This window comes from Pseudomonas sp. NPDC087029 (genome assembly GCF_044745345.1).
GTDB classification, from domain to species: domain Bacteria; phylum Pseudomonadota; class Gammaproteobacteria; order Pseudomonadales; family Pseudomonadaceae; genus Aquipseudomonas; species Aquipseudomonas faucium.
This window is the reverse complement of the sequence record NZ_JBIVAB010000001.1, coordinates 558,054-582,902: the sequence shown is the minus strand read 5'-3', so window position 1 is coordinate 582,902 and position 24,849 is coordinate 558,054. Positions and strand designations below refer to the sequence as shown.

The window sequence follows — 24,849 nt, the reverse complement described above, 5'->3', positions numbered from 1 at the left end:
AAAAGAAAATGGTAATGTCCGTACCCCTACCGCACGGCCGCCCCTGCCATCGTCCATACCTCACTTTTCCTCCAACGGGCTGTCCGATTTGAGATCAATCCCCCCTCAACCTCGGGAAAGGCACCCTCCCCTTGCATGACAAAATCTCAGATTTAGAGTCTCTCAACCTCGCAAAAATCTCACCAACCCTCTGATCAATTTAAGGCCATAATGCGTAACAATCAGGAGGGCAGTTACCGCCGCCATCGCAGCCACCAGTCCAATTACCTTGGACCACTGCTCACCCAGACTAAATCCAGCAAGCTTCACTAAAGGTTGCATCAACTCTGGCGAAAGAGCCGCTGACGCAATGATGCCAAAAATTACGGTGACGCGCCGAGTGAACGCCTCGGATGCGATTTTTTCATCCAGCTCTATGGACTTCTTAATCGCCTCTACTTTCTTATGAAAAATTTTGCTCATCATTGAGAGGTGAGTCCCCTGCTTAACCTCTTCGATGTAGTCAGCAATTTCCCCATATTTGTATAACGAGTACAATGACTCTTCAAAGCTCAACACCTGAAGCTCTATCCGAGTCACATCCGTTGATTTTATGCAATCGTCCAGCGCCGAAGAAGCATATGCATAGAACACTATCATGTAATGCGCCACTTCATTTAGGATTTGCGCATCTGAAATCAAGTTATCAAAGGTGTAGCCGTCACTCCGATCTATAAAACTCGAAACCTGGGATGAAGACAAAATCAACGACACCGGCTCTGAGTAGAAGTGATTGAAATCGTTGAAACACCTTAGATCTTTTAGCTGTATAGATTGTTCGTACGAAGCCCCAGATAGGCCGGCTCGGACCATGACGCTGTTCACGAAAGACTTATGAGCAGACCAGTTTTCTTCAGCTCCGCCCTTCTGCCCTGTATGGCCAAGGATTCCAATCAACGGCTTCCCATACCAGTATCTACCAACCGGAGGATCTGACTTACGGACATCACGCCAATTTACTTCCGATTTCACTTTTCTACTGGCAAGTGAGCGAGCCACCATTGACAGTACATTTCTTGCGACATCAGTCAAGGTTATCTGATCTGTATGCACAAGCTCATAAAGAGCTAACTCCTCCTCCAGAAAGTCAATAGTCGTAGGCGACTCCAGAGAGGAATCCATCATTTTTATGAATGTTTCTTTTTGAGCCATTCTCTCGGAGAATGACATCTGAGATATTTGACACTCGACTGATGCTTTATGTAATGCCTTGTCACAGAGAACTGACTCCAAGTTCCGCAGCGATTTGTTAACCTCCTCAAAAACAACCTCACCCGAAGTCAGATCTTCAAAGCCGAAGACCCCCTCCAACACGATAGCGATAACACCTCCACTCGAAATCTTTAGATGTGGAAGAAGCAACTCATACTCTTCATCTCCCTCGGCCTGAATTGCCATAGGCCGAAGATAAACCCGCGCACTGTCGCTTGGATAACCAAACATCCCATTGAATAGCTTCCGCTCTGAAAGCAGCAAATTTAACGCCTTCAGGAAAGAATAACTAACTGAGTCTTTATCCTGATTATTCAAAAAATTTTGATGACCTGAAATGGTCATTCCAGTCCCTTGAATATTGCTTTTTATGGTTAATGCCTGAACCCTAACGCAAGCATTATCTTTAAAATAAACCTGCCCTTTGTTATCAAGAGCAAAGGCGAAAGCATCGGATTGGACAAGTATTTTGCATGCTTCAGCAAGACTTAATGAGCAGTCAAGCCTAGAGGAATACAAGAATTTAGAGCACCCCGAATAAACCCCCTGCTCGCCATGGTTGACTTTACAGGTTTCTGATTCGTAGGATTCCGGAATCTCCATATATCCTTTTCCTTATATTAAACCGTCAAAATTACATCGCAGAAGAATTTGAGTATCAACGCTAGCCACGACGCCGCGCATAACCTGCCAGCCGTTGATAGTCCGCAGTCTCAGCGAGAACCACTTGCGCTGTAGCGATTTCTTCCAGACAAGGCTGGAGATCAGGAGATGGCCAACCTTGGTCGTCCACTGCTGCCGCCAGAAGCCTGAGCGCGTCTTGCGGGAACCTTGTACAAAGCCCAGATTTGAGCAACTGCTGGACTGAGTAGTGCATATGTTCACTAGGTACGAGCCAGTCGTAAATAGCTGCGAGCGCGGAGGGGAATTCGGTTCCCGCCGCGATAGACATCCTAAAGAGTGACTCTGCGATGGCCGGCGTCACTAGCTCTCGCGACTTTGGCCAAACATCTCTCCAGAAAGGCAGGATTCGATTTTGCCAATATTCTTCTCTCTGCTCCCCCGCACCTTCTAACGCCTGAGACATTGCCCTGGCTGACTCTTGTAACGCCTGCAAAGGAAGCGCGACGAAAGCCTGACGAAATTCATCTGCGCTATAGCCTTCCAGAGGGCCTAATGCAGCGTAGGTGAAAAAGGCTGCGAATTGCTGACCATGCTCTCCTAGGCTTTCATAGCGACGCGCTGTTTCGAGGAAATCAGCCTTGAACGCCAAGAGTAGAGGGCGATATAGCCGCGGTGACCATAGGAAACCTTCCCATGCCCCTCTAGCTTCAGCGGCGTTGATCGCCCAGCTGAAATGAGGAAGCAAATACTCTTTTGTCCAAGCCTGATCGACCCTGAACAGAGCAATGAGCCTAGATGCCAAAAGTACCCTGCCGTGACGATACCTTTCGATCCTAGAGTCACATAGCTCTGTAAAAGGCTGGCGAATCTCGTCGGAGAGAAGATCATTATCACTGAGGGGATTTTTTTGCCAAATGTTAAGCAGCGCTTGGGTGATATGTCCGATAGGATGATTGATTGCTTCAGTGACCGGTTCGTCAAGTGGCTGACCATTACTAGTCATGCCAGTATCAGCATCGAGAGGAAGGCTCATCACTCTCTGGCAGATTCTTAAAAAGACAGTATGGTCAGTAAGATTCGACTTTGATACCGCATCAAGCCAACGCGTGAGGCTATGAATAACTTGAGAAATGACCTCATCCGGCATTGCTTCGACCCATGGAGCAACATAACGCCATGATTTTCGAGCAATCTTTGATTCACTCCAAGCTTGGAATGCCTCTCGCCACCGATCTATAAGCCACTGGCCCTCCTGCGCAAGCTCTCCCATTGCAGACAAACTATTGAGTATGTGCCTCTGGCAAACGTCCCTCCAGGTATCCTCATCAAAATACCCTTGGTCAGTTGGAGGGCTTCTAAGCCATTCAACAAGCGCTGCTTTCTTATGAGGTGCAATTCTGATTACTCGGTTTTCTTGGTAGTCAGGATCCCCCGTTCCACTCATCCAGTGGGAAAATTCATCACTCTCATTTTCCGCCAGACGAAGGTAGGGGTAGCCAGCAGATAGCTCATCAAGTCGCTGCCGAGCTTGCCCCCCGAGAACAAGCCCACTTAATTGAAGCTTTGCAAGGGCTCTCCATACAGAGTGATCTACAAGCTGCTGAAATCGCTCATCTGCAATATCATCAATAAAATTGTCTCGCGGCGGGCCTAACAATAGTGCCGCTTCCAAATTAACTTGGGATGATGCATGCAGATGACGACCTTGCAGAACTAGTAGTCGCAAAACCTCTCGGCGCGTAGATATCTCCCATAACCACTTACCATTTTCGACCAGCAACCATCCGGCCCACTCGTCTGCTGCAATAGTGCCTTCCTGGCTAGCAGCGAAGAAAGCCAAGCGTTTGAAAGTAGGATACGGCATTTCAAACCATCGCCGCGCCGCGTTAACCGCAGCTACGTTATTCACTATCTTAAGAGCGAGCCACGAATCTCGCAATAATTCAATGAGTACGACCCATTCACGGAAACCTCGGTTTTGCCAATGAGGGGTTATAGATGGAAGATCCCAGTACGATCGATCCTCATCCGCGTCCGTATCCGCCAGCTCCTGTAAGAGGTCTAGGGCATCACGCAGGAGAAACTGGAAATCGTCAAAAAGGAGTGGTAATGCGGCCGTCCATTGTTCATGCGATGATTCAAATAGCGTAGATCTTACATAATCACAACTCAATACCAAGTCCCAATTAACGAGATGGTGAAGGCGGATTGGTGAGGGGACAATTTCTTCTCCCAATCGATAAGGCTTTGAGATGGAAACTACGGGTGACAATAGCTCTCGTAGCTGTAGACGCAGGCTGGCGGTTAGACCATCTCGCTTGAGTCGGTCGGCCCAGCTAAAAAGGTTCAGTTCTCGCCAAGGCGACTTGATTCTTTCGGCTAAAAACAGTGCCCATAGCTTTCGCATGAGAGGCCCTGGCACCCCCTTGGGAGAGCTTTTCCGAATCTCTTCTAGCTCAGTCGTTTTCCCTTCGCTCTCCAGCTTTGCTGTTAATCCCAGACGCTCCTCGATGAGAAATTCGAGCCGTTCATGGACATTTCCGCCACGCGTCGAGAGCCAAAGCAGAAGCTCAGGATCATCGAGATGCCTCACGATCCAGCGGGCTATCTGGAACATCACATCATCCCAGTAGCCAGTCCGCCCCCCGACAAGCCCCATTGGAGCAGCTAACTGATAAGGGGTTGGTCTTTGAACAAGGCTGAAGCTGAGCTTAGGATCAGCCTCAGCATGAGGGGGAACCCCAAAGCGGCCCAGATCAGAGTGGCAATAGCGTGAATCAGTGAATGCGTCTAGTAACCAGTCCAGGGAGGGTGCGGGACTAAATTCCGCAAACCGACGAGCAGGAAAACCTGATTTGTCGGAGAGAGCCCAAAGCATTCGCCCCACAAAATCATCTTGCCGGGTACTAGCCGAGGGGCGGGATAGAGCATGAGTAGTCACGATGCGTTCTTTGCCAGTCGTGCCATCTCTGTAAGTTTCTGACCAAGCTTTCAGGGTTTGATGCAGACCTCTATGCGAGTTCGCGCCTGGCAGAGTCTGGTAGAGGATCGGAGTGACCCCTTTAGCCTTCCATTCCGCCGTTTTCAGGCTTTCCTCACCCGGTTTACAGGACCCGAACGCCCATGCTTGCGGAGTCATCTCACCGAGCATCCTATCAGCAGCCAGTGCGTCCATCATGTAGCGCAAAACCGGATCGCTCACGCTGTATCCGACGAAGCAAACCACGTAGTTACGGAATAGCTCACTTACAAATCGGGCAGCCCAACGCTCTGTCAGGTAAGCAAGGCCGAAGTCTCCACTTGTGATGACGAGGCGATTGAGTTCAGAGGGGCTGATGACTTTGGGCAGCAATCCGTGAAGGTACACCACCCCATCCCAGCGGCTGTTTTTAGGAAGCGGGAGCATCGGTGCGGAGTATGAACTGAACTGCTGCTTGATGCGTCGAGCAGCTGCGTCGAATACTCGATCAAAATTGGTGGTCACTAGGCGGAGCGCACCACCGCGGCTACGACCCAGACTCAGCAGCGCGGCATGTGTATCCGTTGCCCCTTTGAGTCGAAGGTTTGGCTTAAGAGCCCGAACCAACGCCTCTCGTACGGCGCCCCGCCCATTCGGTAAGCGCCTTTCAAGCAGATCCAACGTGGCATCGTACTGGTAGCTCTCGAATGCCTTCTGCTCTGCACTATCAAATGTCGTGTGTGCTTCTTTATAGATAAGCTCCACCAGACCTTTGAAATCGAGAAGGCCTGCTGGGTATGAGATACCTGCGCCGCAGAAAAAGACCACCTTGCCCTCTTCGTGGGCTTGAAGCAGTTCGTCTGGTATATCTGGACCGTGTGTTACGAATTGCATCCCTGCGCCACCTCGTGCTTGATGGCGACAAGCCATCTCGCTTCGCTGTTTAGCACGGGCAGCGCCCTTTTTCCATCAGCAGATTGGGGGGCAACTCTCTCCAACATCACCGCAGTGAGATTACGACTTAGCGTCGCCTCCCCTCTCATTGACCGTCTTCCATTTGTGGTGATCCAGGCTCGATACGCTGATCGGACCTATGTAGACATCCAGCTGTTGACTCCGCTCTAGCAACGCAAGCTGGAGGTTCAGAACTTGCGATTTCAGTGCATCCCTCTCCGCCCGCAGTACGTCCATATCAAGAAGGATCCTACGGTTCTCATCCCTTGCGCCTTTCAATTGCGACGATAGGGAACGATCAACGTAGGCCGGCAGCTCAGCGACCAGCTGATTATCGATCTCTATCTCATGCACCAGGGAGGGAAATCGAGATCTCTTTAGCGCCGAGGGGTCCTTTCCAGCTTCCCTTGCGATGTTAGCCAAGGTAGCAGGAGCACCGACGGGAATCCGAATCGGCTTGCCCTCCTTGATACGTTGCCAGGCGTCTCGGTAATCTTGTTCAGCGCTGCGTCTCATGGTTTAGTCCTGCAAGACCACATTAATCAATCGTTGGGTAAACCGGTGTTGAGCAGAAAGTGACTCCCGCCGAGGTCCATCCACCTTGTCGTCCTCCAACTGCATTTCGATCCAGTCATTAGTCTTCTGAATTTTGGGGAGATTCTGCTTACAAGCGAGACCGGAGACGCACTGATCGCACCCTAATACATAATCAGCACTTCCAAACTCACAGTGCTCTGAATTCAGACAAATCCCCATGATAGTCTCCTTGATGGAGAACAAACCTTTCTTTGCCATACCTACTAGCTGCTTCAAATTCTTCATCTCCATGAAGCTGGTGACACGCTCTTTATGAAGCGGGCTAATTAATGAAACGAAATCTGGAGACTTGAGTTCAACAGCATTCCGAGCCATGGACTCATAGAAGTTACTGACATATTCCTCAGCGACCTTCTGACTAACTGCCAGGTGCGAGCCATTTCTTCCGTAGTACATACTCATGCTTTGATAGAGATGTTTAAGTTGGTACTGCATGCTCTGGGGTGAGACAAGCCCTGACATGTGAGAGTTAACCATTAGAGTGCGTCGAAACTGATGAAATGCGAAGCTCCAAGGTTCGCCGACAGCAAATCGCTCGACATCAAGACCAGGATTGATCTTTACTGCCTCATCAAAATCCTCCTCGGTAATAATTGTACTGCCGAGTGGAAAGAAATTCGGGCATTGCTGTTCTATAGTCGCAGCGGCCATAGCGCGCCTAATACCAGTTGCATCGCTACCATCCTCGCTATAATGACCTCCCCAAGGTTCATATGCCCTCATAATGAGATAGGGGTTTTTCAGCTCCGATGGATCGTGCTTAATACCGCGTGCAACCGCACACTTCATCCTGATCCTAGATACAGAGGCCATCGCCTTTACCACTTTCTCTGTATCTTGGCACGTTACCCACAAAGCCTCAGAATCCTGAATTGTTTTCGTAGTACGGCCTTGCAGAAAATAAGCAGGACCATCATCCGTATTTTCAGTAATGAAGCAATCAGACCGAAGATTGTTGATCTCCTCTTTCCTCATTGCACTCAAGCTTGCAATGCATGTAGCTCCGACAAGAGCAATAGCGCCGAAAAATCTCGAAAGAACACCAATTTTCAAACTCTCGAATGTTTTCCCTGGCCCGCACATCCACTTCTTTAAAATGTCCTCCACTCCATGCTTTCGAGCAGAGGACGCGAAGGTTCCATGATAGATCAGATAACTTAAAGTCGCAGAGCGCTTTGAGTATGGACTGTTCAACCTGATAAGATCCCCCCAGGCCGTGGGAGCATCATTATTAAACAGATACCCTTCCCAAGCCTCCTCAAAAAGCCGCTCAAATTTTCGCGAATGCGCAAGGTAGTCATCCATCAACTCTATAGAACGCTCCAAGTGCAGATTACTGATGCGACTAGGAATGTAAGGCGTTTGATTCGACTTGATATTACTGAGAGCCACGTGCAAATCAGCAATTTGCTTTAAGTCCAAAATCATAAATCCCAGGGTGTCGCGATGATCATAAATAAGCCTCAATGCCTTTACTAAATGATGCACCTTAGTAGAGCAAGCAACTATTAGCTTATCAACTAATTCAGGAAACTTGTGAATGTCGGCTACGGAAACCCCCAAGTCCCTACAAACGAGAAAAACCTTTTTGAGCGCACCATAACGAGTAAAAAGAGTACTAGGCTTTATGGATTCAGGGCTACACCACATCATAAAAGCCATAATACATCTGAATCGTAATGACTCTTGTTCGCTCGACCAAGATTTGGCCTTGGTGGTTGACAACTGCCCAAAGTTGAACGCGCAAATGCGTCCACACCAGTAAGTCATCGGCCACCGATCATCGCCAAAACGCGCTAAAACTGTACCCTCCGGATCAATACATACGGGAAAATCATCCGGAGGGGGAAACTGTGTCAACTCATAGTTTTTTGCTCTGGTGGGAGGATTCTCCATAACCAATTTCAGTCGCATATTTTTTGCTTTCAATGTAGCACCTCGATCATCCCACGAAAGTAATGGTGAAAGTCCAGTTCGCTTATGCGTAGCCTTGCCTCAGTCGCCCAGTCATTGCACTGCTCACCTTGCGCCTCGAACTCATTTATTAATGCATCCAGACGATCAACAATTGCTTTCTGGGGTGAACCTTCTGCTCGTTTATTGAGGGGCAACCTCGCCAACTCTGCATTCTTCAAATAGTGATAACTGGCCATAGACCAGATATAGTCCAAAGAGCGAACTCCCTGATAATGCTCACAGAAAAGGCAACCCGCAGGGTTGATGCAATCTGGCTTGATTGGCGCAGGATCAGTGACGGCGACAACCTTGATTTCTGATGTGCATCTTCCCTTTGCGACAGAATCTCGAACAGTTTTCTTGTGGGAAAAAAACCCCGATAACTCTCTCGTAGCAATGCTATGGCTTGGTGCTATATAGCTTCTGAACATCGTGTTAGTTGTATGCTGCGCCATTAAGGCCGAGAGCACTGGATCATGGGTTTCTCGCAGCATCCAATTAACCCGTCTATTTCGTAACGACCTGAGATTAATGCACTTTTTGTCGACTGATGAAAAGAGCTTCTTCATTCGGGCCTGGGTATAAGCATCGGCTCGTTTATTGGCGTTAGTCATAACGAATGGAAAGAGATAGTCGCATCCTTCCGGAAAAAGTTTCCTTATGAAGGCAAGATACTCATCAAATATCTCTCGGTATTCCTTGTAGATATAAAATTCAACGTCCCCCTTACGCCTATCCTTATATGCGGTAACTCTGTAGTCCCCTTCCCAAGACGAGTAGCGATAGTCCGCCATGGGTAGATCATAGGCGTCACTTACGTTCATTCCCGTCTGCGCAACAAAAAAATTAAACTCAGCATCAATTCGCAAATTTACCAAGCAGCTTCTCGTCCTCAGAGTTCCATTCAGACGATTCTCCTCACGCTGTTTGGCAGTAGCCTTTACATTATGAGGATTGCGGCCTTCGGGGCTAAGCAGCGCATCTGGGGTTTTCAACCTAGCCCAGTGCTCAACCCAAGCCCCATCTGTAAAGGAGACTTGCAAAGGAAGCTTGCCAAAACACGCCTCATAACTAAGACTATCAATAACATCGAGTAAATCGGCGCCATATTGAAATCCTGCATTGATACTACCCGCATCGTTTTTTGCTCTAGCTATGAGCCCACGACGCTTTAGACTAGTATAATTAAATGAGGACTTTAATGAGCGCGGACTCAACTCCAGCATGCTTTCAATAACACGCACCAAGATCCGATCTAAAGTATAAGCAGAATACGTCCCATCCTTACGGTTGTTGATATCGATATCATAGGCTTTGTCGTAGCTATATTTTTCATAAAGCTCGCAGACATTCCCTAGGGTTATATCAACACCCAAGGCGTCATAATGCGAATACAGAACCTTGAACGCAGTAATATCTCGCTTAGTGGTCCATTCACTGTAGCCGTTATCCAACCGCCTAACTATATAGCCATGAAGAAGCCGAACCAATTCAAGCCTCGAAGGTTTAAGAGCACCTAACAAGCCCGAGTTGATCTGTTTTTCGACTGTAAATCCGTGAGCTGTACTACCGCCACAGTACAGCAAAGCTCGAAGACTTGGAGGAGCAGTAAATCTATCTCCCACGCAGTGCTCGAAACCGAGATCGAATTCACCTAATAATTGCATCACCATTTGACTCGCAACTCTTTACTTCGACGAGTAAATTCATTTGACCAAGAGGCTTTGGCCTTGTGGTCTTGAACAAACTTAATGTATTTCATAGTGGTCTGTTCATGCACATGCAGCATGAGCCCCTTAAGTGCTCCAATAACTGACATTAGAGATACACCAGGCCTATCCAAATTATCCAACACAAACTGAGTACCAAAAGTTGCCCGCGACTGGTGAAACTTAAATTCAAGCTTTCGCCCCCGCCTAAGAGATATTAGCCTCAGCTTTGCAATATCAACATTCACCGTATTACTATTATCGCTACCCTTTCGGCAGTAAGATCGTCCGTTCTTGTTGAGAAATACAAGCCTCCTATCATCAATACTTGCCTTAGCGACCCTAAGCAGTCGACGCATTGACCCAATATATGAATTAACAAGTTCATAAAGTTGAACCGGAATCGCTACCTGTCCAGTAACGCCGAATTTCGTTGCTACTGGTGCGTACTTCACCCCTGGCCCAATGGACAGGTAATATGATTTCCCATCTTCTGCTAGCCTCGCATGTTTGAAGGTGAGCAATTTAAGATCGGAGATCGAACCAATTCTCATACCAGTATAAAAGCCTAGCGCCAACATGAGATAAATCTCAGGTGACGAACACTCATATGCCAAGTCGAGAACATAACTCTGAGCATCCATATCTAAAGGTATCAATCCGCCCTCGACCGTACTCGCAAGGGAGCCCCCAGATTTAATGCGTAAGTCCTTCAACCCGCTTTCGATCGTCCGTTTGAGCCCAGAGAAATTTTCAACCTTTGCGGCCAAAGTTAGATCTTCGAAAAACTCGCTTTTAGAAGTAAAAAAATTCGACTCATGAACCCACGTGTAAAGATTGATTGCGGCTCGCATACATTTCTTGGCTGTTTTTACTTTAATCTCGCCGCGACGTATACGCCCCGTAAGATCGCCATGATATCGAAATAGAACCCGCTCATCTTTGGCATTGGGAAAATAAAACCATGGCAAATTGACGCGCATAAGAAAACCCGCAAGATCTCTTAGCGCATACATTGAACTAACAAGTGTATCTTTTTTCTTTCCACCACTAGCGATACTGTGGCGCTGCGATGCTGCCCACAAATTAGCAACATCCCACGCTTCTCCAGCCGAGAGGTAAACTTGCGGAAAGCCATCAATCACGTTCGTGCTTTGATTAGGTACTGGAAACGGGTGCCCTACAAGATCATCTGTAGTAGCCCCGCATACCAAGATCCTTTCTGGAGAGTAATCAATAAACCCAAGTGAAGACATTAGCAGACAACTTGATAGCCAGACGAATCGAAATAAGATCACGAACTCGAAAAGTTGTCCAGCCAGTAAAAACAGTGTCACCAGCAAATAATAAAACAATAAGATAAAAAAACAGATTTTGTTTAGGCATTCTTAATGCTATTACAAAAATTGCCCACCCACGAATATTAAGGTGTGCAAAGAAATGTCATCACATCGTGCTTTATGAAAAATAGCATTACAGTTTTAGGCAAACGCTAAATTTCAGCTTCAATAAAAATTCAAAATGGGGCGAGGATCAGACAAATGGTCCCCAGTGGACACAGCAAAGGCTACCTGCCGGCATGCGTTTAACGTTAGCTCAGCCCCCAAAAGCTGCTAGGCCGAAGCCGTAGCGGCCTCGGCCTCTCGTTCTCTTAGTGACGGACTTCTTCCCTAAAGCAGATAAGCCTGCTCTTGAGTATCGAGCGACCTGTAAACCTCGCCCAGGCGCTCATTAACATCCGCGAATAGGATACCCGCCTCCCTCAACCTGGCCTCTGCAGTGTGGTGATTCCGCGTGTGTATAGCATCGGAGCAGAGCGCTGTGAGCTTGGTCACCTCCTCACGCAGAGCGTCATCATGCACCCGCACACGAAAAAGGCCCACTTGGCGAAACGCCGCCAATGATCGCTCCGCGATCTCGTCTGACACCTGCTCCTTTCCCCACTCTCCAACACGTCGTGCATTGAGATTTTCTTCGAGATTCAGGAGGGTGCTAGATCGCATTAGCTCTACTAGTGACTCTTGAAGTTGAGGCAATAGAACCCGTTGCGCTTCGATACGCTGCATCAGGAAGGTTTCTTGCCGTTTTTCGAGCCGAACTCGCTTTTCTCGTGCCTCTTGACGCTTTTCATTAAAGAGATCGAAGATTGCTTTGAGCAGTGCGCCGGCTACGAGCGTTACGACAGGAAACCACACGTTAGGAGTAAATTCGCCCATAAAATCCTTAACCCACAACGGTTTTACTATCCATTTACCGATATCTATATTTGCATTAGCATCAATCTAATTTTGCCTGTCGCCAGACCTCCAATTATTGATTAACGCCTCCGCCATTTTCCTATCAACCAATGGTGGTGAATGAGGTCTTGCTGTTATCAATAATCGTAGCGATTCCGGAGAAATGCAGTCATACGCGAACTCCACATCTATCCCATACCCTTTTAGTTCCCGCTTCATGGCTGTAACTACGTTGGAACAGCCGGCGCAAATGTGCTTGATTTCATTCCACGCAGTGCTAAATCTTGTAGGGGTATGGGTGTGGAAGCTGATCTTTCCTTCCGAGAAACTCACAGTCTCATACTTGGATCGCCCACATGTCGGGCACCTCCAATCCCCGGGAAGCGCCCCCCACATCCGAGCACTCCCAGGGAACGAGTCTATCATCGCCAAAAAGTTTTCCGGAGGTTTGCCTCGCGCAGGTTGTGTCTCCGTACGCCACCGACTGTAATTCGACACGTGCTTAATAGCGGTCGATGTCATTTCACGAAACAGCGCCTCCCCGCTAACGAACTCCAGCCCATTATAGTTGCTATAGCCATTAGACAAAGTAGGCTCCGGAACAATACCACTCTGATATTTCTCGAACCAATAGTCCTGCAACACAGCAGCTTTTGCGACCTCGTGCACCAACTTCATGCGTGCAAAGTAAGCTTGACGAATTAGCGCCCAAGCAGCAAATACTTTCCCTTCATCAACCAAGTGCGATGAATTCGCGCCTATGACGATAAACTGATAGATCTGACTTATGGAAAATGAATGAAATCTTATTCGCCCATCGATGTCGGAGATGAGCTTTTTTGCAGCTGCATCTGCATTATTACAGTCTTCACAAATCAAGACTGGAGCATATGCCGAAAAAGCAGGCGCCATACGCTCGATAAGCGCAAGTCCGGTGTTAGTAGCTTTATGAGAACCGCTATCGACGAACACTCTGTGAAATGCTGCCTCTAGGGCATCTGTCATATGGTCGTGATGAAGGACTAATTTAGCAAGTATCTGCCCCTTGCTACCTACCCTAGCTATCTCAAACTTATTTCTGCGGCAGCACGGACATACCCAGGATTGAGCGGTTTCAATCCAGTTCCGGTTCATTTCAAAAAGCTTACCGCCATGGTGAGCTTGAATTTTACGCGACAAAGGCGAACTAATTCCGTCAATCGAATCTATCGAACCATCGTTAATGCCTTCTATCGCCAGCCGCAAGGCTGTTTGCCGTCTTTCTTCATATAGTTCTGGACTGACCCTGTGCTGCCGAGCCCAAATCGCAAGAGAATATTTGGGGCTGGCTCTACCGGAACTCAGCTCATTTACCTTTGGCTTGCTGTGATCAGTCACACATCCTCCCTTGTACCTTGACATATCCGTCATGGCAGCACGACAGTATCAGACACGTCAAGCAAGTGAAAAGACCGGCGTATCTTCGAGATACCTCTCCGCGAAGGAGAGTAAAGCTAGAGAAATACGATTGGTTGACCTCCGGCAAGTTGAATCAATGCATCCAGCAAAAAGTAATTCCCACTAAATTTAATTTTGTATATTTGCTGAAGTTCCTAACCCGACTTGTCGCCCGAGTACTGGCGTCTTAAAGACCTGGGTGGTTTTGGCTTAGAAATACTGCTTCGCACCTATGAACCAGAGGGGGCGTAGGTAGAAGAGTGCCTCTCCATTTTGCCCCCTCATTTTTCAGCGCTTAACCCAAGACTCCACCACGTCGCTGCCGTGCTCCTGCTTCCATTCTTTCAGGCGACGATGGTTGCCGCCCTTCGTCTCAATTACCTCACCATTATGAGGATTCTTGTACACCTTGACCTCTCGGGCCTTACGCTGGGTAGCCTTTGGCGCCTTTACACCGGGATTACGACGAGCTGCTTCAGGGTCTAGAACGTTGACCACATCGCGCAGGCTGTAGCCATAGCTCTCAAGCAATGAACGCAGTTTTTTCTCAAATTCGATTTCTTTCTTCAGGCCGGCGTCATTCTTCAGATTTTCCAACTCGGCCAGCTGAGCGGCCAAGTTGCGCTCAAGTTCTCTGAATTCGGCAAGTCTAGACATTGACATCGATCCTATTGGGTGTATTTAAATCGGAATAGTAGACGTTTTGTTGCCTTACTGCACCTACGTTTACTCTAGACGTTGACGCCTACGGGTGGAGTGAAGAGTCAGGCTCTTCATTCGCACCGAATGTCATTTAGCCAAATACCCCGCCCCTCCTCTGCACAAGCCTCCTTACGCAGTGTCGCTACCGGCTTCCCCCCCCTCGTCCCCCGGAAAACCGAACATCAATCCACCTGAATGTTCGAAGATCCGACTAAGAAAAGCATGCCGCACTGCTTCAGTCCTAGGGAAACTGCCGCGATAAGGCGGTGGTCTACAATTCTGTCGCGCAAGGCAGCCTCTGGTACGGAATCTGCTTTGGAGTAGGCGCAACACAGCAACCAATCTCATCAGGAAGAGAGACAAAACAATGAATGCTGCTTTGAAAACCTTCGTACCCAGCGCATTGGCGCTGCTGCTTATCCTGCCAACCGCGGCTTCTGCTAAACAAGCAGAAACCCAGCAGAAGCTGGCCAACGTGATCATCCTAGCGACTGGCGGGACTATTGCCGGCGCCGGGGCCAGCGCTGCCAATAGCGCCACCTATCAAGCCGCCAAGCTTGGCGTCGACAAGCTCATCGCCGGTGTGCCGGAGCTTGCGGATCTCGCCAATGTGCGCGGTGAGCAGGTGATGCAAATTGCGTCCGAGAGTATTACGAATGAGGACTTGTTGAAGCTTGCTAAGCGGGTCTCTGAGCTGGCCGACAGCAACGATGTCGACGGCATCGTCATCACCCACGGCACCGATACCCTGGAAGAGACTGCTTACTTCCTTAACCTGGTCGAAAAAACCGACAAACCGATCGTGGTAGTTGGCTCGATGCGTCCAGGTACTGCCATGTCCGCCGACGGCATGCTCAACCTGTACAACGCCGTGGCCGTAGCCAGCGACAAGCAGTCGCGAGGCAAAGGCGTATTGGTGACCATGAACGACGAGATCCAGTCTGGGCGCGACGTGAGCAAATCCGTGAACATCAAGACTGAGGCCTTCAAGAGCGCTTGGGGGCCGATGGGCATGGTAGTAGAGGGTAAGTCGTACTGGTTCCGCCTCCCTGCTAAACGCCACACCACCCAGTCGGAGTTTGACATCAAGCAAATCAGCAGCCTGCCACAGGTGGACATTGCTTACAGCTATGGCAACGTCAGCGACACCGCCTATAAGGCACTGGCACAGAGTGGCGCCAAAGCAATCATCCATGCGGGGACCGGCAATGGCTCAGTCTCGTCTCGGGTAGTGCCGGCTTTGCAGGAGTTGCACAAAAACGGCGTGCAGATCATTCGCTCGTCTCACGTCAACCAGGGTGGTTTCGTACTGCGCAATGCCGAGCAGCCAGACGACAAGTACGACTGGGTAGTGGCGCATGACTTGAACCCGCAGAAGGCGCGGATTCTCGCCATGGTCGCGATGACCAAGACCCAGGACAGCAAGGAGCTGCAACGCATCTTCTGGGAGTACTGAACACTAAGGTATCAGAGCGCAGAACGCACTCTGGAGACATCACCATATAGCCGTCCGATGTTTGATCTTCGGCTCGCGGATCGACAACTAAAAAGACGGAAGCCCTGCCGAAGCAGGGCTTACCGGTACTCACTCCCCTTTTTTGTGCTTATGCACTTCTAAGTCAGGGTGTTTGCGTTGATTCTCGGGTGTCACACGACGACGTTGGTCTGTTTTTCCCGTCGATTCCGCTTTGGGTTTTGGTCCTGGTTTGATTCCCATATGGTCCTAATCTCCTTTAAATGGAATGTGTCCGTATTGCTATTGTGGTCGGGTAGATACACCCATTCGCCCGTAACGAGCGCGTCGTATGCCTATTCAGCACCGAGTTCGGACCCATGGTGGTGGTGCTTGTAGGTGCCATGATCGTGGCCTCGATCGAGACGAGCTGGGCTGGAATCGTGAACCCGCCAGGGCGGAAGGTTACCAGTTGCAGTTACTTTGCTCAGGACATCAGCCTTGATAAGGGTCAGGAATTTGCACAGTTCAAACTAGGCTCCACAGCCATCGTATTGTTTGCGGCAAATAATGTGACCTGGGACCTTCGGCTCCAAGCCGGCAGCTCGGTGCACATGGGCGCCCGAATTGCATCAAACTGTAGGGTTAAAGCTGTCGGTCATGAATGACTTCTACTCACCCATAGCTGACATTCACGAACGGCAGAAATCGGCCAGAAACGCTCATTTGTTAACGACCCGCGTCTTCCGTGCTATTTTAAACCTGTTATTTGAATGATATCATTTGGCCGCCAGAGATACGTTGCAGGCGTAGGCCATGGAGCTTGAGAGCCTTGCATGAGTTCGAGAAGATATGAGGCTGGCACGCACTATCATATCGAAATTACATATAAAGGACTGAAGATTGGCCAGACGTATACCGGCACTACCGGATGAATGGGGCGACCTCTTCACATGTGTTTTGCTGCACATGCTGCTCCCTTTACTACCATTGCTAATTGAAGCATGGATGAAGGGCTCCCCAACTGAATCTACGGCTGCTATTACCGCCTCTATGTATTCAATAGCTATTGGCTTATCTTCCCGCAACAAAGCGATGCTTGGATTCTGCATCACTATCAGCATTATATTTTCAGTTGTTTTTGGTGTGGTCAGTGCAAGTCCAACGCCCCAGCTCAACGATGTGAAGTTTTATTCTGGTCTTAGTATATTCTTCGTTTTTTTAATCCACATTTTTGAACGATACAATCGCCACGTAGTAGACTGCATCCCATTTTGGGATTTTAGCAAGGAAGAGGTGTGATATGGACTTCCCAGAAATAACAGCGATTTTAGGTGCTATCGTATCCTTGGTCGCAGCCTTTATATCTTTTAAGGCGACTAAGTCTAGAGTACAAATTGAACGTGAACTGCAGCAAGAACTCCATTCTAAGTTAATGCAAGACTCATTTCTTTTGAAGCACCTGACAGACGCCGAAACGGATGAAGACATCAAACACGAAGTTCAAACACACCACGATATTTATTTCGCAATGATATCAAGCGCCATGAACGAATTACCTCCAGAAAAGCGAAATGAAGTTTATAAAGCCTTATCGCAAAGATCTAAGAGAGGCAGTACAACGTACATGTCAAAATTACTGAAAAGTTCAATGAAAACTTTTGGAATAATTCACTAATTTTATTTTTTTGGTAGAGGGCTTTTATTAACTAGCCCTCTCCTTTCGCTCAGGCGAATAGCTTAGCAATGGCCCTCTACGAACAAGTCGAACGGTTGGGCGGTGCCGCCGGCATGATGCAAGGTGCCGGTACCCCGGCCGGTGCGGTCAACTTCGTACACAAGCGCGGAAAAGCAACGCCTACTGCCAGCGTCACGCTATCCGGCGGCACCTGAGAACTACCGCAGCCAGGTAGATGTCGATGGCCAACTCGGCCGAGGAAACTCTGCGAGGTCGCGCCGTGATTCCCAAGCAGAAACGCCGCTATTTCTATCACTACGGCAAATGTGAAGACCAGCTCGCCCACACGTGCCTGATAGGTATCGACACATAACCATTAGTGGTAGGTGGCAAAATCCGACTCATAGCCGCCCTTCGGACCGCTCGGAAATTTTCCAGAAACGATGACTACAATCCATGTTTTTCCCTTGTTCAGCCATGTTGGAAAGATACTCAATCCCCCTTTAGTGAGGTCACAACACGGGGAAGGTACCATCTGCACGGAATACAGTCTGTTTGAGCAAGGGCATATCTGCCTCTACCCTCTCCTCTTGAGGAAAAACACTGTGTCGAGTTCGGTCTCGATGGCTTCAGGCGACCACAAGTGTTGCCTAGCCCTAGACTGCATATGGCGCTACTAACGGACCGTGTGCCCCTACCAACTCGCCCTTGAACCGCCCAGTACCATTCAGCTCCACCAGCTAGCAGAAAATTTGAGAGAGACTCTCTTCCAACACGTGTGGCAATATGCAATCATCACCCTCAAGGGACTGAAAAAACGGTGATTCATGCGCGTTAAAGAGATTTACCTTTCAAAGCTTTACGGAATTTACAACCATCGAATTTACTTAGATAACGATGGCCTCACAATTATTCATGGCGCAAACGGAGTCGGCAAAACGGCCGTACTCAAATGCTTAAAATTTATTTTTGATTGGGATCTAGAAGCCTTATCAAGAGTTCCATTTCGTCTTTGCCGAATCGAAATGGATAACGGACTAATAATATCCGCCCAAAGACCAAGCCGGATAACTGAAGATACCAGACCAAGTTTTCATGGACCTGTTGACATCACCTTCCGGAGACCCGACGGGTCGATTGAACATGCTCAGGGCCTTGATACGAAAATGCTCGAATTTTCAGAGAGCGTTGCAGAAGGTAAACCGTGGCTAACGAAACTCAGAAAGGGTCTATGGCGTGATATCCGAGATGGAACTCTGGTTGAGGCGCACGATGTAATTGCAGAATACCTTCCAGGCTCAAAGAAAAAAAAGAAAAACAACACAGCCTTTTTTGATAGTGTTCGGAACTCGTTTAACGTCAAAATAATCGACACTCATCGCTTATCAGGCATCACCGTCGACTCGAAAAACAGCGCAAAAGTTTTAGATTGCGTTGCAGACATGGTCAAACAAATAAAAGTAGTAAATGCTGACTACGCGAAACGAGCCCAGGAACTAGATCAAACGTTCCCACACCGCTTGATCATGGAAAGCCAAACACGATACAGCGCGCCGGAAGTCAAAGAGCGCCTTAAACGATTTGAAGGACGGCAAGCTCAACTCAGCGCCATTGGTCTTTTGGCGGCTTTCGAGGGACCAGTACTTCCGTCTGACATCGATGCACTTTCTGACGCGAAGCTTGAAGCAATAAGCTTATTTGTTCAAGATAGCGAAAAGAAACTGGATGCATTCAACGAATTAGCAATTCGATGCTCAGCGCTTCTAAAGTTAATTGAAAACAAATTTATAAACAAAAAGCTAGCAATCCGCAAAGATGAAGGCTTGGTTGTAATCGATACATCTCATGGTAATCCGATACCCATAGACGCGCTTTCGTCCGGTGAACAGCACGAAATCGTTATCACCTACGAACTATTATTTAAAACTCCAGCAAACACCCTATTATTGATAGACGAGCCTGAGATCTCCCTTCATGTCGCATGGCAAAAAACTTTCATAGAAGATCTCAAATACATGTCAAATATTGTCGGTTTCGACGCATTGGTTGCTACACATTCGCCATTCATCGTAGGCGATCATTATGAAATCATGCAGGCGCTAGATGATGGGGATCGCGGCGAATGATATGTTCGAGAGAAGTCGGAGACATTATTTCAGAAATCAACATGACAATGGCAGCAGAGCCGAAATCCATATTTTGGCTTTTAGAAGGCGTCACCGACATAAAATTTTTTAAGCCTAGAATCTCAGGCGACACATCTCTTATCGAGTGCAATGGTAAGTATAAGCTCATTGAGGTCATCAAACGGATCAACTCTAGCAAAGCCCTTCAGAATATCCGAGCCATGGGAATCGTCGACAACGATTATGACTGGCTGACCGGATACGTTCTTCCCGACAACATAATATCAACTGAACCAAGAGATCTTGAAGGGGTTCTTCTTCGCGCCAATTGCATTGAAAATATTCTGGCCGAGTATGGCAATGCAAATGCTGTTGCTCAGTTTAAGAAACTGAATGGCTCAGTGGTCGATGCAGTTCTATCACGCGCGATGATATTTGGAAAGATTCGCGCGGCAAACAGCCTCACAGCAAAGATAAAGTTGAAAGAATTCAAACCTATTCAGTTTTTTAGAAATAACTGGATTTACGATGAAGAGGCGGCTCTAGCTCGTGCAGTTCAGCTTGGGGTTTGCGCTACCGTCGAAGATCTCAAAGCGGTTATCAGAAATTTGCCGGACGCCCCACCTTGGCACTACGTACGCGGCCACGACGCAGTGGATATTCTCTGCGGTGGACTGCTTTCTGTTTTAGGCCCATCTAAAGGAGTGTGTGCTGCGCAAATCGAACCAATACTGCGACAGTCGTTCAGCCATGAAGATTATTTAAAGACTGAAATCTATAGATCCTCGAAATTATGGCATGAACAGAACGGGCTAGACTATCCATGCAGAGCAAACTAGAACAGCTGGAAACTACTGATGCTTAGCTGCTTATACGAATTGGGTAAATATTTGCGCGCCCAGGCCCAGCATTAGGCCGAACTTGGCCAGGAGCTTAGAGACGGGACCCTTGAAGTTCTCTAGTAAGTCCAGAGGCCACTCGAAGCACGATCCCGGACGTGTATCTTTGCACAGTCCGGGCACGGTTTTCAGGTTGTGATTAAATACATCCGGAGGCTGCGGCTCAATGATTGCTAGTGCCAAAACTCTCCTAACTCACTGACTCTGGGGCCTTTCTACTTCATTAACCGTTGAATTCAACATGCATAGCAAAGGTGCTCTCTGGATCCTCAGACACCTGCCAAACGCCGCTCCCAGCCGCCCCCAATCGTCCCAACAACAGCGGGTGGGGATGCTTGGAACGACCTGTAGCAGCACAGGCAAGCATCACGACGTCTTTAAGGTGATCAATTACCTCGTCATGAATGCTATTGTTGCTTCCGTGATGAGGTAGTACGAAAACCTCAACGCGGGGAATCAGATACCTATAACGTCTGAGCCACTGCGATCGTGTTTCCAGGACATTTAAGTCAGCATCCCCCGTACATAGCCATGCCCCTCCACGAACTTTTCGATAGTGGTTACGGGAAACTAATAGTTGATGGCGAGCTGCAATTGCAGTCCACGGAAAGCTCCAATCGCTCCTACGAATTTCCATTTCTTCTTCAGATGAGGAATGTGGCCCAGCATAAAGACTCATAGATATTTTGTTATGATTGCCTGACAACACTTTATAACACCGCTTCAGCGTCTTCCGATCACTCTCATCTGCCAGCAACTTTATCAATTTGGTAGTAAAGGATTTGGAGGCTATAGCCCTATCTGAAAAATTAGCAGGTAATAGCTTTCCTGCGAGGGTGCGGAACTCCGAAAGATCGGCCTCAGGAAATGGATGCACATAAGGAACCAGCAACCAGCACGGCGAGCCAACTGCTTGCCCTATGTCAACAGTAATCGACGTTTCCTCGCCAAGCACTCTCTCTTGTGCAGCCCCCGCACGGACGGTTTTTGGCTGCCCTGATCCCTTCGACCTGATGGTATACGGTCCAAGGCTTCCTTCTTCCTCGCTGCCTGCAACTATGTCGTCGCCGCTTGAATCATCGGGGTTGAATGGCTCAGCCTCAACTGCGGAGTCCCCTCGTGGGATATGCAATATCTGTTTGACACCACGGTCAGCGAACCAACCTGCGGGATCTTGCAGGAACGAACGAACAGACAGGCGGAGCCCCCCAGCGTTCATTGCTTCTAACGCAATCAATGTGAGATGCAATGCGTCTAGGCAGGGCAAGATCACCGTATTAATCTGAACTTGGGCCGCTAGTGCCTCGATTCCGCTGATGTGGTCGAGATCAAGGTGGGACACGAACAGCACATCGATCTTTTCGTACGAGCACAATGACAAACCTTGTTCGAAGTGTTCGCGGTTAATCGAGCCGCAATCGAAAGCGTAGGTGAAGGCTTCGCTGTGCCGGTCGGTGACCTCACCTACTAGGAAACCTCCTTGACCAATGGGGAGTTGGCGAATCGACGCGAATACAGATGGGGTTGGCAAATCACATTCCTTATGGGGCCGAGGAGTAGAGGTCGACAAAATAAAGCACGCCCCGGGTGATGGCAAACTGATACGCCCAGCGCGACGTTCGTTCCTCCGGATGAGGTCAATGATGATTGCTGGGATAATTTGAGCAAGCGAGGCTCAACTCCTCGTTGAGCAGGCTGGAAAGCCTCCATCTTAGAGTCACCATCCTGAGCGCTGAGGGGGCATTCGACCGCATTCCTGTGGCTTTGAAGGTCTATCGACAAGGAAGGCGCGTGCTGAGATGATCGATGCGAATGAGGGTCGGCACGCTCAGCCCGATCACAGGATAGTTGCTTGGAGAAAAGGACATGGCTGAGGTCACACTGCAGCATTTTCTGCGCGCAGCAGCCGACATCGGAGCGCACGGAGACAACGACACCCTGCCATTCGATGTGGATACGAATTTCGTTTCAGCAAGACAACATGAGCTAGCCCAGGCCGCATTTAGCTTTTCGGAAGAATTGCGGAAAGACAGTGAAGCCAACAACAAAAAAAAGATCACAGCCATTACGGTATTCAGCGAACGCCTCTTGGTAGCAACGGGTGCATCTGGCTTCAGGGTCACTACAAAACTTCACCCGTTCTGGAGCATATATTTCAACGGGCTCGGAGTAGCTATCGCTGATCAGCTTGAGCCGATACGCGACAAGCGAGCTTTCTCCTACAGGTTCCAGGCAGAGGGTGGCTCCGATCTATTCGACCGTAGTTCATCCTGGAGATTATTCAGGGAGTCCACATCGAAAGCGGCTGCGCTCGCCCCTAAAGGAACGGTAGTAGTCCAAACCGACATTTCGAGCTTCTATGAACATATCTCACACCATTACTTAGAAAACCTAATCGACGACTTGTTCCCGGATAAAAAAGTAGGTAATCAGGTCACAGCCCTTTTATCGAAATTCTCGGCGGGACGCTCATTCGGTCTACCAGTCGGCGGTCAGTGCTCGCGAATTTTGGCTGAGCTTTTCTTGAACTCTGTAGATCACCGCATGACTCAGGACGGTCTACAGTGGTATCGCTATGTAGATGACTACGTATTGATTGCGGAATCTAATTCCGCCGCTTACGCAGGACTTGCATTTCTATCACACACCCTTGCTGATTATGGAATAACATTAAATAAATCAAAAACCATAATGATGACGGCCAAGCATTATCAAGAGTTCGTTACTAGCCAGCTTGGCGGAGACGATACCAATGCTGGAATCTTGCGACACGTCGACTTGCACTATGACCCCTACTCAGACAACCCTGAAGAGGATTATGAGTCGCTGAAAAACACCGTCGAAAAGCTGGACATTCAAAAATTGCTTGGCAATGAATTACAAAAGTCTCTCCCTGACAATTTCTTGATAACTCAGATCGGCAGAACCTTAACATTTCACAGTCCTGTACTAGCACTTCAGCTCGCTTCTACGTTACTGGAAGCTAGCAACCTGCACGCATTCCGAGCATCTTGGGCGACTATAATGAGAGGCGTGACTAACCTCAGGGCGAGCGCCGGATATAAAGAAATTCACGCCGGCCTAGATGCAGCTATAGATAGAGTCGCCACCCAGTCCGTTCATTTGTTACAAGCTGAAGCCAGTCTACTCCACTACCTTCGAGTACTGAAATTCGCCCAGACTCCTGCCAGGGCCGCATTTATTCAGAAAATCCACAATTCTAGTTCATCCAATACCATCAAACGAGCTTGCATTGAGTGCTGGCGTCAGTGGAAGGACCGCTCAGCTTTCAGTGCTGTAGCAAGCCGATGGAACGAGATCAACCCTGAATGCCAGCGTTTGATGTGGTTAGCAGCTGACTCCTTCGGAGATCAAGGAGAAGGCCTGCGGCGCCAGGTTGGACCTAGCTTGGATCATTCGTGGAGGCTCGGCATTGAGCGTCAAGGATGTCCATCATTCGCCAATCTGTACAGGAGCTGGTGTGATGAAGACTAAGGCCGGCCGTGACCCTAGAACGATTGCCCGAAATATTCCTGGCATCTTGAACGCTATTTTCCCAGGACTGACTCCTGGCATAGTCTCTTTTTATAACAAGTCGGCGACCAACTGCTCTGTCATAGCAGTACCTCCTGAAGCAGTACAGGCAAGCAAACTACAAAATTCCTTCTTGTTCGAACTGGCCTTCGCAGTAGGCGAGCAGCGCGTACTTGGTAACAATCCTACTTGGGGAGAGTGTGTAGCGACAGCCACCGATAGACAAAGCAGGTTTTTCGATGCCCTGAGCCCATTAGCATCGGAAATTTCTGATAATGATCAGCGCATCGCACTACGCGTAGCTGAGAACTTACTGATCATGGTCAAGCACGTAGCTAACGGATCCAGCTATGGTGCTGCGCCCTTTATACCCGGCTTTCGCTGGATTGCTTCAGGAGTTGGAGATTTTTTTGCGGGCTCTACGTTGATTGAAGTTAAATGTATTTCCGGAAACTTTTCTGCCGCGGACTACAGACAAATTGCAATGTATTGGCTCTTGAGCTACGCAGCTGCCATCGAAACAGGGAAGGACGAATGGAAGTTATGTGCCTTGATTAACCCAAGAACAGGCAAGCTTGTGAGAATTGATTTTGATGAGTTTATCCAAATCACCGGCAACGGTCGAAGCAAAGCAGAAATTCTTCAGGCGTTTGCTGCTACCCTAACTAATATAGAGAAAATCTAACTCAAGGAACGGCATAAATGCCAACTAACACAGGTACCTTCATGCGAG

Annotated in this window: 18 protein-coding genes and 2 pseudogenes; 9 read left to right on the top strand and 11 right to left on the bottom strand. The window is 48.6% G+C overall.

Annotated features, from left to right (window positions below; translation table 11 throughout):
• Window positions 1-162: 162 nt before the first annotated feature.
• The 9 genes from ACIPG5_RS02675 to ACIPG5_RS02635 form a co-directional block, all read right to left on the bottom strand.
• Entirely contained in the window at window positions 163-1,854 is a 1,692-nt protein-coding gene (locus ACIPG5_RS02675) for a hypothetical protein (protein WP_401373180.1), read from the bottom strand.
• 61 nt (window positions 1,855-1,915) lie between these two features.
• Window positions 1,916-5,728, bottom strand: coding sequence for an anti-phage defense-associated sirtuin Dsr1 (gene dsr1, locus ACIPG5_RS02670; protein ID WP_401373178.1), 3,813 nt, complete (start codon window positions 5,726-5,728; stop codon window positions 1,916-1,918).
• 120 nt (window positions 5,729-5,848) lie between these two features.
• On the bottom strand, window positions 5,849-6,304 hold the full coding sequence (locus ACIPG5_RS02665; protein ID WP_343596528.1) for a hypothetical protein: 456 nt from the start codon (window positions 6,302-6,304) through the stop codon (window positions 5,849-5,851).
• Between the two features lie 3 nt (window positions 6,305-6,307).
• Window positions 6,308-8,314, bottom strand: a complete 2,007-nt coding sequence (locus tag ACIPG5_RS02660; protein ID WP_401373176.1) for a hypothetical protein — start codon at window positions 8,312-8,314, stop codon at window positions 6,308-6,310.
• A complete protein-coding gene (locus ACIPG5_RS02655) occupies window positions 8,311-10,014 on the bottom strand; it encodes a hypothetical protein (RefSeq protein WP_401373174.1) in 1,704 nt (567 codons plus the stop codon). Before ACIPG5_RS02655 ends, ACIPG5_RS02660 begins: the two co-directional genes overlap by 4 nt.
• Window positions 10,008-11,306: a site-specific integrase gene (locus ACIPG5_RS02650; protein WP_401373172.1), complete on the bottom strand. Its 1,299-nt coding sequence runs from the start codon at window positions 11,304-11,306 to the stop codon at window positions 10,008-10,010. Before ACIPG5_RS02650 ends, ACIPG5_RS02655 begins: the two co-directional genes overlap by 7 nt.
• Before the next feature lie 414 nt (window positions 11,307-11,720).
• Window positions 11,721-12,266: a hypothetical protein gene (locus ACIPG5_RS02645; protein WP_343596536.1), complete on the bottom strand. Its 546-nt coding sequence runs from the start codon at window positions 12,264-12,266 to the stop codon at window positions 11,721-11,723.
• Between the two features lie 66 nt (window positions 12,267-12,332).
• On the bottom strand, window positions 12,333-13,664 hold the full coding sequence (locus ACIPG5_RS02640; RefSeq protein ID WP_401373170.1) for a hypothetical protein: 1,332 nt from the start codon (window positions 13,662-13,664) through the stop codon (window positions 12,333-12,335).
• Between the two features lie 348 nt (window positions 13,665-14,012).
• Window positions 14,013-14,381: a histone-like nucleoid-structuring protein, MvaT/MvaU family gene (locus tag ACIPG5_RS02635; protein WP_343596540.1), complete on the bottom strand. Its 369-nt coding sequence runs from the start codon at window positions 14,379-14,381 to the stop codon at window positions 14,013-14,015.
• 412 nt (window positions 14,382-14,793) lie between these two features.
• Between ACIPG5_RS02635 and ACIPG5_RS02630 the strand changes: the two genes are divergently transcribed.
• The 7 genes and pseudogenes from ACIPG5_RS02630 to ACIPG5_RS02600 all read left to right on the top strand — a co-directional run bounded on the left by ACIPG5_RS02630 (window position 14,794) and on the right by ACIPG5_RS02600 (window position 20,522).
• Window positions 14,794-15,882 carry an asparaginase gene (locus tag ACIPG5_RS02630; protein ID WP_401373169.1) on the top strand — a complete coding sequence of 363 codons (1,089 nt, stop codon included), beginning with the start codon at window positions 14,794-14,796 and terminating at the stop codon, window positions 15,880-15,882.
• 326 nt (window positions 15,883-16,208) lie between these two features.
• Window positions 16,209-16,547, top strand: a pseudogene (locus ACIPG5_RS02625) (phosphatidylserine decarboxylase); the annotation flags it as partial.
• A gap of 235 nt (window positions 16,548-16,782) precedes the next feature.
• Window positions 16,783-17,181, top strand: coding sequence for a hypothetical protein (locus tag ACIPG5_RS02620; RefSeq protein WP_401373167.1), 399 nt, complete (start codon window positions 16,783-16,785; stop codon window positions 17,179-17,181).
• 1 nt (window position 17,182) lies between these two features.
• Entirely contained in the window at window positions 17,183-17,557 is a 375-nt protein-coding gene (locus tag ACIPG5_RS02615; protein WP_343596546.1) for a hypothetical protein, read from the top strand.
• Window positions 17,558-17,625: 68 nt separating this feature from the next.
• The gene (locus tag ACIPG5_RS02610; RefSeq protein ID WP_401373164.1) at window positions 17,626-17,772 is read left to right on the top strand and encodes a hypothetical protein; all 147 of its coding nucleotides are present in this window, start codon (window positions 17,626-17,628) and stop codon (window positions 17,770-17,772) included.
• Between the two features lie 612 nt (window positions 17,773-18,384).
• Window positions 18,385-19,683, top strand: a complete 1,299-nt coding sequence (locus ACIPG5_RS02605) for an AAA family ATPase (RefSeq protein ID WP_343596550.1) — start codon at window positions 18,385-18,387, stop codon at window positions 19,681-19,683.
• A gap of 41 nt (window positions 19,684-19,724) precedes the next feature.
• Window positions 19,725-20,522, top strand: a complete 798-nt coding sequence (locus ACIPG5_RS02600) for a DUF4435 domain-containing protein (RefSeq protein WP_343596552.1) — start codon at window positions 19,725-19,727, stop codon at window positions 20,520-20,522.
• A gap of 57 nt (window positions 20,523-20,579) precedes the next feature.
• On the opposite strand, the pseudogene ACIPG5_RS02595 reads toward ACIPG5_RS02600, so the two are convergent.
• Together ACIPG5_RS02595 and ACIPG5_RS02590 are read right to left on the bottom strand one after the other, a co-directional pair.
• Window positions 20,580-20,774: pseudogene (locus ACIPG5_RS02595) on the bottom strand (lipoyl synthase); the annotation flags it as partial.
• Window positions 20,775-20,805: 31 nt separating this feature from the next.
• Window positions 20,806-22,113, bottom strand: a complete 1,308-nt coding sequence (locus ACIPG5_RS02590; protein ID WP_401373162.1) for a hypothetical protein — start codon at window positions 22,111-22,113, stop codon at window positions 20,806-20,808.
• A gap of 335 nt (window positions 22,114-22,448) precedes the next feature.
• On the opposite strand from ACIPG5_RS02590, the gene ACIPG5_RS02585 reads away from it, so the two are divergent.
• The gene (locus ACIPG5_RS02585) at window positions 22,449-24,077 is read left to right on the top strand and encodes an RNA-directed DNA polymerase (RefSeq protein ID WP_401373160.1); all 1,629 of its coding nucleotides are present in this window, start codon (window positions 22,449-22,451) and stop codon (window positions 24,075-24,077) included.
• On the top strand, window positions 24,067-24,801 hold the full coding sequence (locus ACIPG5_RS02580) for a hypothetical protein (RefSeq protein ID WP_401373158.1): 735 nt from the start codon (window positions 24,067-24,069) through the stop codon (window positions 24,799-24,801). Before ACIPG5_RS02585 ends, ACIPG5_RS02580 begins: the two co-directional genes overlap by 11 nt.
• Window positions 24,802-24,849 lie beyond the last annotated feature (48 nt).

Coding starts and splice junctions, on each gene's coding strand:
- ACIPG5_RS02605 (WP_343596550.1), top strand. CDS start 18,385: ATGCGCGTTAAAGAGATTTACCTTTCAAAGCTTTACGGAATTTACAAC.
- ACIPG5_RS02635 (WP_343596540.1), bottom strand. CDS start 14,381: ATGTCTAGACTTGCCGAATTCAGAGAACTTGAGCGCAACTTGGCCGCT.
- ACIPG5_RS02650 (WP_401373172.1), bottom strand. CDS start 11,306: ATGTCTTCACTTGGGTTTATTGATTACTCTCCAGAAAGGATCTTGGTA.
- ACIPG5_RS02610 (WP_401373164.1), top strand. CDS start 17,626: ATGGCCCTCTACGAACAAGTCGAACGGTTGGGCGGTGCCGCCGGCATG.
- ACIPG5_RS02655 (WP_401373174.1), bottom strand. CDS start 10,014: ATGGTGATGCAATTATTAGGTGAATTCGATCTCGGTTTCGAGCACTGC.
- ACIPG5_RS02600 (WP_343596552.1), top strand. CDS start 19,725: ATGACAATGGCAGCAGAGCCGAAATCCATATTTTGGCTTTTAGAAGGC.
- ACIPG5_RS02630 (WP_401373169.1), top strand. CDS start 14,794: ATGAATGCTGCTTTGAAAACCTTCGTACCCAGCGCATTGGCGCTGCTG.
- ACIPG5_RS02675 (WP_401373180.1), bottom strand. CDS start 1,854: ATGGAGATTCCGGAATCCTACGAATCAGAAACCTGTAAAGTCAACCAT.
- dsr1 (WP_401373178.1), bottom strand. CDS start 5,728: ATGCAATTCGTAACACACGGTCCAGATATACCAGACGAACTGCTTCAA.
- ACIPG5_RS02645 (WP_343596536.1), bottom strand. CDS start 12,266: ATGGGCGAATTTACTCCTAACGTGTGGTTTCCTGTCGTAACGCTCGTA.
- ACIPG5_RS02580 (WP_401373158.1), top strand. CDS start 24,067: ATGAAGACTAAGGCCGGCCGTGACCCTAGAACGATTGCCCGAAATATT.
- ACIPG5_RS02665 (WP_343596528.1), bottom strand. CDS start 6,304: ATGAGACGCAGCGCTGAACAAGATTACCGAGACGCCTGGCAACGTATC.
- ACIPG5_RS02615 (WP_343596546.1), top strand. CDS start 17,183: ATGGACTTCCCAGAAATAACAGCGATTTTAGGTGCTATCGTATCCTTG.
- ACIPG5_RS02585 (WP_401373160.1), top strand. CDS start 22,449: ATGGCTGAGGTCACACTGCAGCATTTTCTGCGCGCAGCAGCCGACATC.